The 10817-nt window shown below is 59.8% G+C and carries 11 protein-coding genes; 3 read left to right on the plus strand and 8 right to left on the minus strand.

The features are described 5' to 3' along the window. Positions 1–8: 8 nt before the first annotated feature. The 6 genes from VM94_RS18010 to pstS form a co-directional block, all read right to left on the minus strand. The gene (locus VM94_RS18010; RefSeq protein WP_034755074.1) at positions 9–698 is read right to left on the minus strand and encodes a response regulator; all 690 of its coding nucleotides are present in this window, start codon (positions 696–698) and stop codon (positions 9–11) included. Between the two features lie 5 nt (positions 699–703). Further along, positions 704–1414: a phosphate signaling complex protein PhoU gene (phoU, locus tag VM94_RS18015; protein WP_034778131.1), complete on the minus strand. Its 711-nt coding sequence runs from the start codon at positions 1412–1414 to the stop codon at positions 704–706. Positions 1415–1456: 42 nt separating this feature from the next. Next, the gene (pstB, locus tag VM94_RS18020) at positions 1457–2239 is read right to left on the minus strand and encodes a phosphate ABC transporter ATP-binding protein PstB (RefSeq protein ID WP_373631409.1); all 783 of its coding nucleotides are present in this window, start codon (positions 2237–2239) and stop codon (positions 1457–1459) included. Positions 2240–2277: 38 nt separating this feature from the next. Beyond that, positions 2278–3165 (minus strand): phosphate ABC transporter permease PstA, encoded by an 888-nt coding sequence (gene pstA / locus VM94_RS18025; RefSeq protein ID WP_046684743.1) that lies wholly within the window; start codon positions 3163–3165, stop codon positions 2278–2280. Then, positions 3162–4133: a phosphate ABC transporter permease subunit PstC gene (gene pstC / locus VM94_RS18030; RefSeq protein WP_235194289.1), complete on the minus strand. Its 972-nt coding sequence runs from the start codon at positions 4131–4133 to the stop codon at positions 3162–3164. The genes pstA and pstC overlap by 4 nt, the downstream gene beginning before the upstream one ends. Before the next feature lie 214 nt (positions 4134–4347). Further along, the gene (gene pstS / locus VM94_RS18035) at positions 4348–5397 is read right to left on the minus strand and encodes a phosphate ABC transporter substrate-binding protein PstS (RefSeq protein ID WP_046684744.1); all 1050 of its coding nucleotides are present in this window, start codon (positions 5395–5397) and stop codon (positions 4348–4350) included. 271 nt (positions 5398–5668) lie between these two features. On the opposite strand from pstS, the gene ppk1 reads away from it, so the two are divergent. The 3 genes from ppk1 to VM94_RS29350 all read left to right on the plus strand — a co-directional run bounded on the left by ppk1 (position 5669) and on the right by VM94_RS29350 (position 8573). Continuing rightward, positions 5669–7762, plus strand: a complete 2094-nt coding sequence (ppk1, locus tag VM94_RS18040) for a polyphosphate kinase 1 (protein ID WP_034755061.1) — start codon at positions 5669–5671, stop codon at positions 7760–7762. A gap of 25 nt (positions 7763–7787) precedes the next feature. After that, on the plus strand, positions 7788–8246 hold the full coding sequence (sixA, locus tag VM94_RS18045; protein WP_034755059.1) for a phosphohistidine phosphatase SixA: 459 nt from the start codon (positions 7788–7790) through the stop codon (positions 8244–8246). 198 nt (positions 8247–8444) lie between these two features. Then, the gene (locus tag VM94_RS29350; protein ID WP_256267160.1) at positions 8445–8573 is read left to right on the plus strand and encodes a hypothetical protein; all 129 of its coding nucleotides are present in this window, start codon (positions 8445–8447) and stop codon (positions 8571–8573) included. Between the two features lie 84 nt (positions 8574–8657). On the opposite strand, the gene VM94_RS18050 is transcribed toward VM94_RS29350, so the two are convergent. Next, positions 8658–9779 (minus strand): polyamine ABC transporter substrate-binding protein, encoded by a 1122-nt coding sequence (locus VM94_RS18050; protein ID WP_046684745.1) that lies wholly within the window; start codon positions 9777–9779, stop codon positions 8658–8660. 185 nt (positions 9780–9964) lie between these two features. Beyond that, positions 9965–10817: AAA family ATPase (locus VM94_RS29085; protein WP_046684842.1), on the minus strand; the 853-nt coding region annotated here is incomplete at its 5' end.

Below are 10817 nucleotides of genomic sequence, written 5' to 3' on the forward strand. Positions count from 1 at the left end.
GTCAAGCTTTACTTTTCAGACAACATGTAGCCGACGCTGCGCACCGTCTTGATCAGGCTTTCCGCCTCTTTCAAGGCTTTGCGCAAGCGCAATACGTGGACATCGACCGTGCGTTCCTCGATCACCACATGGTCGCCCCACACCTTGTCGAGCAGCTGGCTGCGCGAAAACACGCGTTCCGGATGGGCCAGCAGGAATTTCAGCAGCTTGTATTCGGCGTGGCCGATATCGATCTTCTGTTCATCCATCATCACCGTGCAGCTGACGGGGTCCAGCGCCACGTTGCCGGCGCGCATGGGCGCCTGTGCGTGTTCCGGACTCTTGCGTCGCAAGAGTGCCTTGGCGCGGGCCAGCAGCTCGCGCGGCGAGAACGGCTTGGTGACGTAATCGTCGGCCCCGCTGTTCAGGCCGGCCAGCTTGTCTTCTTCCATGCTCTTGGCGGTGAGCATGATGACGGGGATGGCGGCGAAATTGCGGTCGGCGCGGATACGCGACAGCAGGCGCAAGCCCGTCTGGTCCGGCAACATCCAGTCCAGCAGGATCAGGTGCGGCGTGCGGTGCTGGATGAATTCCCAGGCATCGGCAACGTTTTGTACGGAACAGCAATTCCAGCCGGATTCGCGCAGCGAATAGGTCACCAGTTCAACGATGGCCGGCTCATCTTCAACAATCAATACCGTGGTTTTATCAGATGCCATAAAGCTTACTCAGGGAGCTCCTCGGAAATGGCGGGAGCAGCCACCTTGGTGTGGCGGATGTCCTTGCCTTCAACCACGTAAATCACGTATTCGGCGATGTTTTTCGCATGGTCGCCGATCCGTTCGATGGCCTTGGCCACCCACAGGGTATCGAGCGCCGCCGAAATCGTGCGCGGGTCTTCCATCATAAAGGTGATCAAGTTGCGCATGATAGACCGAAACTCATGGTCGATGATGGCATCTTGTGCAATTAATTGTAAGGCTTGCTTGCCATCGTTGCGCGCAAACGCGTCCAGGGCGTCGTGCAGCATGTCGGTGGCCGTGTTGGCAATGCCGCGCACCATCTCGTAATGGTTGACGACGCCGTTGCCCCGCTTGTGCAGATTCTTCGCCACGCGGGCGATTTTCGTCGCCTCGTCGCCTACGCGCTCGAGGTCGGTAATCACCTTGATGGTGGCCATGATGGTGCGCAAATCGTTGGCGGCCGGCTGGCGGCGCACGATCAGATGGCTGCAGGCGTCGTCCAGCGACACTTCCAGCTGGTTGACGACGTCGTCTTCGCGCATCACGCGGTCGGCGCGTTCCGGGTTGCCGATGCGAAAGCACGTCATCGCGTCGAGGAACTGGGTTTCAACGATGCCGCCCATGAGCAGCACTTTCGAGCGGATCGCTTCGAGTTCGTTGTCGTATTGCTTGGATGAATGTTCGCCTATCATGCTGTCTCTCCGTATTCAGTTGTTGTGTATGCGCGGGGCGGATCAGCCGAAGCGGCCCGTGATGTAATCCTGCGTTTCCTTGCGGGCCGGATTCATGAAGATCTGGTCCGTTTCGCCGAATTCCACCAGCTCGCCCAAATACATATAGGCCGTGTAGTCGGAGCAGCGCGCCGCCTGTTGCATATTGTGCGTCACGATGGCGATCGTGTAATCCTGTTTCAGTTCGCTGATCAGCTCTTCCACTTTCGAGGTCGAGATCGGGTCCAGCGCCGAGGTCGGTTCATCGAGCAGCAAGACGTCCGGCTTCACGGCCACGCCGCGCGCGATGCACAAACGCTGCTGCTGGCCGCCCGACAGCGACAGGCCGCTCTTGGTCAGCTTGTCCTTGACTTCGCCCCACAGCGCGGCCTTTTTCAGGGCCCACTCGACGCGCTCGTCCATTTCGCCCTTCGACAGGTCTTCATACAGGCGCACGCCGAAGGCGATGTTGTCGTAGACGGACATGGGGAACGGCGTCGGCTTCTGGAACACCATACCGACCTTGGCGCGCAGCATGTTGACGTCCTGGTCCGCGTCGAGCACGTTACGCCCGCGGTACAGGATCGAGCCTTCCGCGCGCTGGCCCGGGTACAGGTCGTACATGCGGTTCAAGGTACGCAGCAGGGTCGACTTGCCGCAACCGGACGGGCCGATGAAGGCCGTGACCTTCTTCTCGTGGATGTCCAGGTTGACGTTATGCAAGCTTTGCGTTTTGCCGTAAAAAAAGTTCAGGCCCGAAATCTCGATGGTTTTTTTCTTTGGTGCCAAGTCTTGGGCTGGATTCATTTGCGTATTCATAGGGGTTCGCTTCGCTCGGTATCTGTTTAATTAGGGACTTTTTGGCTGAACACGGTGCGCGACAGGATATTCAAGGCCAGCACGCTGAAGGTGATCAGCAGTGCGCCGCCCCAGGCCAGCGAGCGCCAGTTGTCGTACGGGCTCATCGCAAACGATGCGATGACGGACGGCAAGTTGGCCATCGGCGCATTCATGTTGAAGCTTTGGAACTGGTTATTCAGGGCCGTGAAAAGCAGCGGCGCCGTTTCGCCGGCGATGCGGGCCAATGCCAGCAGTACGCCGGTAATCACGCCAGCCTTGACGGCGCGCAAGCGCACCAGGGTGGCGACCTTCCAGCGCGGCGCGCCGAGGGCAAACGCGGCTTCCAGCAGGCTATTCGGTACCAAACGCAGCATATTGTCCGTCGTGCGCACGACCACGGGCACGGCGATCAGCGACAGCGCGATGGCGCCCGCGTAACCGGAGAAGTGTTTCACATGCGCCACGTACAGCGCATACACGAACAGGCCGATGACGATCGATGGCGCCGACAGCATGATGTCGGTCACAAAACGCGTCACTTGCGCCAGCTTGTTTTCTTCGCCGTATTCGGCCAGGTAGATGCCGGCCAGGATGCCGATCGGGGTGCTGACGACAGTCGCCAGGCCCACCATCAGGGCGCTGCCGACGATGGCGTTGATCAAGCCGCCGCCTTCGCTGCCGGGAGCCGGCGTCGTTTGCGTGAACAGGTCGATGGACAAGGCGCCGAAACCCTTGATCACCAGGGTGCACAAAATCCACACGAGCACGGCCAGGCCCAGGGCCATGGCGCCCACCGACAGGGCGATGCCGATGCGGTGCATCAGCAGGCGCTTGCGGTAGACGGGATTCATGGCCGGCTTGACCGGAGCGTCGAGAGTGCTTACTTGGCTCATTTCGTGCCTTCCTTGCGGGACATGCCAGCCAGCATCAGCTTGGCGGCGGATAAGACGATAAAGGTGATGACAAACAGGATCAGGGCCAGCGAGAACAGCGAGGACACGTGCAGCGCCGATTGCGCTTCGCCGAATTCGTTCGCCAGCAGGGAGGTGATGCTGTTACCGGCGGCAAACAGCGACCACGACAGTTTATTTGCGTTGCCGATGACGAAGGTCACGGCCATGGTTTCGCCCAGCGCACGGCCCAGGCCCAGCATGACGCCGCCGACGACGCCGGTCTTGGTGTATGGCAAGACAATCTTGCGCACCACTTCCCAGCGCGTGCAGCCCAGACCGTAAGCGGATTCCTTCAGCACGGCAGGAACGATCTCGAACACGTCGCGCATCACGGAAGCGATGAAGGGAATGATCATGATGGCCAGCACCAGGCCGGCCGTCAGCAGGCCGATGCCCATCATGGGGCCGCTGAACAGCTGGCCGATGACAGGCACGTTGCCCAAAGTGGCTTTCAGAATGGGCTGGACGTGGTCGGCAAACAGGGGCGCAAAAACGAACAGGCCCCAGATGCCGTAGATGATCGAAGGCACGCCGGCCAGCAGTTCGACAGCCGTGCCCAGCGGGCGGCGCAGCCAGGCCGGGCAGATTTCCGTGAGGAACAGGGCGATGCCGAAGCTGACGGGAAAGGCGATCAGCAGAGCGATGACGGACGTCACCAGGGTGCCGATGATGGGGATCAGGGCGCCGTACTGGTCATTGACGGGGTCCCACTCGGCCGAAACGATGAAATGCAGGCCGAAGGTCTTGAAGGCCGGTATCGATTCCATGATCAGCGAAATGATGATGCCGACCAGGACGATCAGCACCGACAGGGCGAACAGCATCGTCACCTTGTGGAACATGAAATCCTGGAAGCGCTGCTTGCGCATGGTGGAAAGCATTTGCGCGTGACTGATGGAATCGGTCATGGTGCCGCCTGGCATGGGGATCGTGGAGGAGGTAGATTGTGCGCTCATATTGTGCCAGATGTGGGTGGTACTACTGGTACTGCAGTTGTTAACTCTTGTTTTATTGTTGCTTCTTTAGCCGGGAACGTCTGCAAGGGCTTGCGGGCGGTCCTGGCTAACTCCCTGCCCCGCCGTGCTGCTGACGGGGCAAGGATGAATGACTCAGGCCATGCGATTAGTAGATCGACTTGCCGGAAGCGTCTTTCAGGTTGGCTTTCCACGATTCCTGCACCAGTTTCACGACCGATGCCGGCATAGGCACGTAGTCCAGTTCAACGGCAGCGGCGCCGCCGTTCTTGTAGGCCCAGTCGAAGAATTTCAGGACTTCTTTGGCCTTGGCTGCGTCAGCCTGGACTTTGTGCATCAGGATGAACGACACGCCGGTGATAGGCCAGCTGTTCTTGCCCGCCTGGTCGGTCAGGACCACGCCGAAGCCTGGGGTTTGCGTCCAAGGCGCCGAAGCAGCTGCTGCCTTGAAGTTTTCGTCGTCAGGCTGCAGGAAGTTGCCGTCCTTGTTTTGCAGCTGGGTGTGCGACATCTTGTTCTTCTTGGCGTAAGCCCACTCGACGTAGCCGATCGAACCCTTGATACGCTGCACGTTGGCGGCGACGCCTTCGTTACCCTTGCCGCCCACGCCCACGGCCCATTTCACAGCCGAGCCAGCGCCGATTTTCGATTTGAATTCCGGGTTGGTTTTCGACAGGAAGTCGGTGAACAGGAACGACGTGCCCGAACCGTCGGCGCGGTGCACCACGGTGATTTCCGTGTCCGGCAGCTTGACGCCACTATTCAGGGCGGCGATTTCAGGCGCGCTCCATTTGGTGATCTTGCCCAGGTAGATGTCGGCAACGACTTTACCCGTCATTTTCAGCTGGCCTGGGGTTACGCCGTCCAGGTTGACGATGGTGACCACGCCGCCCATGATGGCCGGGAACTGCATCAGGCCCGCTTCTTCCAGCTCTTCCGCCTTCAAAGGCATGTCCGAAGCGCCGAATTCAACAGTTTTTGCCTTGATTTGCTTGATACCGGCGCCGGAACCGACGGACTGGTAGTTCAGGCCGTTGCCCGTGTTGGCTTTGTACGTCTCGGCCCATTTGGCGTAGATCGGGTACGGGAAGGTTGCGCCAGCACCTGTCATATCTGCCGCCATGACGGAAGCGGAAGAAAATGCCATCGCTGCCGAAGCACCCACGACGATAAATTTGAACATTTGCTTCATTTGCATATCAAGTCCTCAGGGTTGTTGGGGCTCAAAGTCCCGGTTGAATGCTGCGCAGTCTAGCAAGCGAATATGACAGCTTTATGACATGGGTAAAAAATCCTGAAATAATTGCCTACGCCCGGGGAACTGCCATTTTCGGCGCGAAAAATGACAGAGGCGGCGACGCTTTATGACAGCGCATGTCACGCTTACGTCATATTTCATGATTACACTCACAACGCGTCATACATGATGAAATACGGCTAGAATTAACTATCTGCAAAGACAAAAGAATATGAAACCTGAACTGCACACGGAAGTGACCAAATCGGGCATCCTGCTTGACCGCGAGCTGTCGCAACTGACTTTCAACCGGCGCGTGATGGCCCAGGCGGAAGACCCGAACATTCCGCTGCTCGAGCGCCTGCGCTACCTGTGCATCGTCAGCAGCAATATGGATGAGTTCTTCGAGGTGCGCGTGGCCAGCCTGCTGGCGGCCGGCAGCATTGGCGGTTCGCTGGCCGGCCACCCTGCCCTGGCGGCCAACCTGGAGCGCATCGGCAAGGAATGCCATGCGCTGGTGGAACGCCAGTACGAGATATTAAATAGCGAAGTCTTGCCGGCCCTGCGCGAAGCGGGCGTGCATTTGCTGCGCGACAGCGACCGCAACGAGGCGCAGCGCGCGTGGGTCAAGCAGTATTTCGACCGCGAAGTGCGGCCCCTGCTGACGCCAATCGGCCTGGACCCGGCCCACCCGTTTCCGCAGGTGGTGAATAAAAGTCTCAATTTCATCGTTTCGTTGAGCGGCAAGGATGCGTTCGGCCGCGGCACGGCGATCGCCATCGTCAAGGCGCCCCGCGTCTTGCCGCGCGTCATCAAGCTGCCGGACGAGATTTCCGGCGATGGCGTGTCCTTCTGTTTATTGTCGTCCGTCATCCATGCGCACATCTCGGACCTGTTTGCCGGGCGTGAGGTGATCGCCTATTCGCAATTTCGCGTCACGCGCGACAGCGACCTGTGGGTGGACGAGGATGAAGTCAAGAATCTGCGCCAGGCCCTGAAAGGCGAGCTGGTCGGCCGCCAGTTCGGCACTTCCGTACGCCTGGAAGTGGCGCGCAATTGCCCTCCAGAATTGTCGCAGTTCCTGCTCGACCAGTTCAGCCTGGATCAAAGCCGGCTGTACCGCGTCAACGGCCCCGTCAATCTGGTCCGCCTGTCGGAAATGATCGACCACGTCAAGCAGCCCGAGCTGCGCTTCCCGCCGTTCTTCCCCGGCCTCGCCCATAAAGCCATCGGCAACGACATCTTTGCCGCGCTGAGCAAGCACGACATCCTGCTGCATCACCCGTACCAGTCGTTCCAGACGGTGATCGACTTCATCCGCAGCGCCGCCTACGATCCGTCCGTCGTCGCCATCAAGCAGACGATCTACCGCACGGGCATGAACTCGGACTTGATGGAGTCCCTGATCACGGCGGCGAAGATGGGCAAGGAAGTGACCGTCATCGTGGAATTGATGGCGCGTTTCGATGAAGAAGCCAATATCAACTGGGCCGACAAGCTGGAACAGGCGGGCGCACAGGTCGTGTACGGCGTGGTGGGATTGAAAACCCATGCCAAGGTGGCGCTCGTCATCCGCCGCGAAGAAGGCGCGCTGCGCTTCTACGCCCACTTGGGTACCGGCAACTATCATCCGACGACGACCAAGCTGTACACGGACTTCGGTTTGCTGACGGCGAACCAGGACCTGGCCGTGGAAGTCAATGAAGTCTTCATCCACCTGACGAGCCTGACCAAGCCGCACAACCTGAACCACTTGTGGCTGGCGCCGTTCGGCCTGCAAAGCGAGATCATCAAGGCCATCCGCAACGAGGCGAAGATCGCCCGTTCGGGCCGGCGCGGACGCATCATCGTGAAAGTCAACGCGCTGGTCGATGAATCCGTGATCCGCGCCCTGTATGCGGCCTCGACCGATGGCGTGAAGATCGACCTGATCGTGCGCGGCGCCTGCACTCTGAAGCCGGGCGTGCCGGGCCTGTCGGAAAACATCAAGGTGCGCTCCGTGATCGGCCGCTTCCTCGAGCACAGCCGCATTTACTACTTCCGCAACGATCTGGCGCACGATGTTTACCTGGCCAGCGCCGACTGGATGAGCCGCAACCTGTTCCGCAGGGTGGAAGTGGCTTTCCCGGTACTGGACCGGGCGCTGAAACGGCGCGTGATCGCCGAGGGCTTGAATCCGTATTTGAAGGATAATACAAATGCATGGGAACTGGAGCCGACGGGCCATTACGCGCGCCGCAAGCCGCGCGGCAAGCAAACGCCGTTCAGCGCCCAGCAATACCTGATGCACACACTGGGCACGCCGGGCGCGGAGGTCGGCGAATAGGCAATTCAACACAGAGGAGTACAGCATGGATCTCATCTTGTGGCGACACGCAGAAGCCGAGCCGGGCGTCCCCGACCTCGAACGCGCCCTGACCGTCAAAGGCCAGAAACAGGCGCGCCGCATGGGGGAATGGCTGGCCTCGCAACTACCGGAAAATTGCCGTATCCTCGTCAGCCCCGCCCTGCGCACCCTGCAAACAGCGGAGGCGCTGGGGCGCAAGTTCAAGCTGATGCCGGAATTGGCGCCCGGCGCCGAGGCGGAAGACATCCTCAAGGCGGCCAACTGGCCCGGCGGCAAGGAAACCGTGCTCATCGTCGGTCACCAGCCCACCCTGGGCCAGGCGGCCGCCCTGCTGCTGACGGGCGAGGAACAGGAATGGGAAATGCGCAAGGCCAGCGCCTGGTGGTTTTCGCAGCGCGAGCCAGGCGACCCCGTCAGCATCTATTTGAAGGCGGTGATGGCGCATGACCTGGTGGTGAAGTAAGGGTCGTGAAATAAGCGGGCGAAGCGGGGAAATGCGCAAAAAGTGCGCTGGGACAAATACTAGTGGCGTTCGCAACTCAGCAGCCTTGTAAAGCGCTGCCGATCTGCTAGAGTTTAATTGCATCAACTACGTGCAAGAGCCCTGCTCCCGCACATTGAGCAACCCAGCGGACAGCCGTCCAACGGCGGCTGAAAGACCATGTTAATCACCTTCCTCGTTTTTCTCTTCATCGCCATCTTCGCCGCCATCATCGGCTTTGTCGCCTTTGAACTGGTCGAAGAAATGCGCGGCAGCCACCATAAGCTGATGGACCGCTATCACGAGTAGCGCTCACCTCGGCACTATCGCATGGCGCCAGCGACGGCCCAACAGGCCCGTCCCTCGCGCCATCCTTGTATTTACACTCCCGTCTTACACTCCCGTTTTGAACTTCGTATAGATGCGCGTCATCAAGCGGCGGATGTCTGCCGTGGTCGCTTCCGGCGCGGCCATGCGCTGCTTGTCGGCGTCCGACAGGAAGATGGCCTTGTTCTCGCCGATGTCCTTGCGTACATATTTGATGCTGGCCGAATTCGGATTCGCGTAGAACACCTTGTTGCTCAGGCTGGCATGCACTTGCGGACGCAAAATATAATTGATGAACAGGTGCGCATTGTTCGGGTGCGGCGCGTCGGCGGGAATCGCCATGGTGTCGAACATCAGGGCGGCCGTCTTCGGCACCAGCACCTGGATCACATTGCCGTTTTTCGCATCGATGGCGCGCTGGCGCGCGATATTGATGTCGCCCGACCAGCCCAGCGCCACGCAGACGGAGCCGTTGGCCATGTCATTGATGTAGCCTGACGAGCTGAACAGGGTCACGTAAGGACGGATCGCCTGCAGCACCTTGCCCGCTTCCTGGTAGTCGGCGGCCGTTTTCGAGTAGGCGGGCTTGCCCAGGTATTGCAGGGCGGCCGGCAGCACTTCCGACGGCGAGTCGAGGAAGGACACGCCGCACGATTTCAGCTTGGCTGCATATTTCGGGTCGAAGACCAGGTCCCAGGCATTGTCGGGCATGGGCATGCCGCCCAGCGCGGCCTTGACCTTGTTGACGTTGATGCCCACCGTCGTGTAGCCCCACAGCCAGTCGACCAAATAATCGTTGTTCGGGTCGATCTTCGCCAGCTTGGCCTGCAGGTTCTGGTCCAGGTTGCCCAAATTCGTCAGCTTGCTCTTGTCGAGCTTGCGCAGCAGGCCCGCATCGATCTGCAGGCGCCCCCACTGGGCCGTCGGCACGACGATGTCGTAGCCGGACTTGCCCGCCACCAGTTTCGCATTGAGGATTTCGTTATTGTCGAAAACGTCGTAGCGTACCTTGATGCCCGTTTCCTTCTCAAAATTCTTGATCGTATCGTCGCCGATATAGTCCGACCAGTTATAGATGTTCAGGACTTTTTCTTCCTGGGCCTGAGCGTGCGCAGGCAAGGCCAGTACGGCCGCCGCCAAGGCCAGTCCCACTCCAATGCGCCGCCCTGCTTGCCATGTGTTTGCCATCGTACCGCCTCCGGAATTAGTCAGAAAATAGTGACGATGATAGCAAGAAGGGCGCGATCAGGTCTAGCCTGATCGCGCCCTTGCTTTAGATTATCCCGATGTTAGCTTGTGCCAACACCCCACAGCGTAAAACTGGGGTCAGACCCGACGGGTCTGACCCCGGCACTTTGCCGTTGGGGTAAAAATTACACCTTGTCCAACCCCACCTGCGCGCCCGTAAACACCAGGTTGCCGTTCTGGGCGTCGATGCGGATCTCGTCTTTCGGGCCGAACTTGCCTTCCAGGATCAGCTTCGACAGCGGATTTTCGATCTGCTGCTGGATCGCCCGTTTCAGCGGACGGGCGCCATACACCGGGTCGTAGCCCGCTTCGGCGATTTGCTGCAAGGCCGCGTCGGTCAGGCTCAGCTGCATGTCCATGCGCGCCAGGCGTTCTTCGAGAATCTTCAGCTGGATCTTCGCGATCGCGCCGATGTTTTTCTCGTCGAGGCCGTGGAACACGACGATTTCGTCGATGCGGTTGACGAACTCGGGACGGAAGTGCGAGCGTACCTCGGCCATCACGGCCAGCTTCACGACACCGGGATCATCGCTTTCCATGGCCTGGATTTTATGCGAACCCAGGTTCGAGGTCATGATGATGACGGTATTCTTGAAGTCCACCGTGCGGCCCTGGCCATCCGTCATGCGTCCGTCGTCGAGCACTTGCAGCAGCACGTTGAAGACGTCGGCATGCGCCTTTTCCACTTCGTCGAGCAGGATCACGCTGTACGGCTTGCGGCGCACGGCTTCCGTCAGGTAGCCGCCCTCGTCGTAGCCCACGTAGCCCGGTGGCGCGCCGATCAAACGGGCGACCGAATGCTTCTCCATGAACTCGCTCATGTCGATGCGGATCATCGATTCTTCCGTATCGAACAGGAAGGTCGCCAGCGCCTTGCTCAATTCCGTCTTGCCGACGCCCGTCGGTCCCAGGAACATGAAGGAACCATACGGACGGTTCGGATCGCTCAAGCCGGCGCGCGAGCGGCGGATGGCGTCC

This window comes from Janthinobacterium sp. KBS0711, assembly GCF_000988085.1.
Lineage (GTDB): Bacteria > Pseudomonadota > Gammaproteobacteria > Burkholderiales > Burkholderiaceae_D > Janthinobacterium > Janthinobacterium lividum_E.

Coding starts and splice junctions, on each gene's coding strand:
- pstC (WP_235194289.1), bottom strand. CDS start 4,133: ATGACCGATTCCATCAGTCACGCGCAAATGCTTTCCACCATGCGCAAG.
- sixA (WP_034755059.1), top strand. CDS start 7,788: ATGGATCTCATCTTGTGGCGACACGCAGAAGCCGAGCCGGGCGTCCCC.
- pstS (WP_046684744.1), bottom strand. CDS start 5,397: ATGCAAATGAAGCAAATGTTCAAATTTATCGTCGTGGGTGCTTCGGCA.
- pstA (WP_046684743.1), bottom strand. CDS start 3,165: ATGAGCCAAGTAAGCACTCTCGACGCTCCGGTCAAGCCGGCCATGAAT.
- phoU (WP_034778131.1), bottom strand. CDS start 1,414: ATGATAGGCGAACATTCATCCAAGCAATACGACAACGAACTCGAAGCG.
- VM94_RS18010 (WP_034755074.1), bottom strand. CDS start 698: ATGGCATCTGATAAAACCACGGTATTGATTGTTGAAGATGAGCCGGCC.
- VM94_RS29350 (WP_256267160.1), top strand. CDS start 8,445: ATGTTAATCACCTTCCTCGTTTTTCTCTTCATCGCCATCTTCGCCGCC.
- pstB (WP_373631409.1), bottom strand. CDS start 2,239: ATGAATCCAGCCCAAGACTTGGCACCAAAGAAAAAAACCATCGAGATT.
- ppk1 (WP_034755061.1), top strand. CDS start 5,669: ATGAAACCTGAACTGCACACGGAAGTGACCAAATCGGGCATCCTGCTT.
- VM94_RS18050 (WP_046684745.1), bottom strand. CDS start 9,779: ATGGCAAACACATGGCAAGCAGGGCGGCGCATTGGAGTGGGACTGGCC.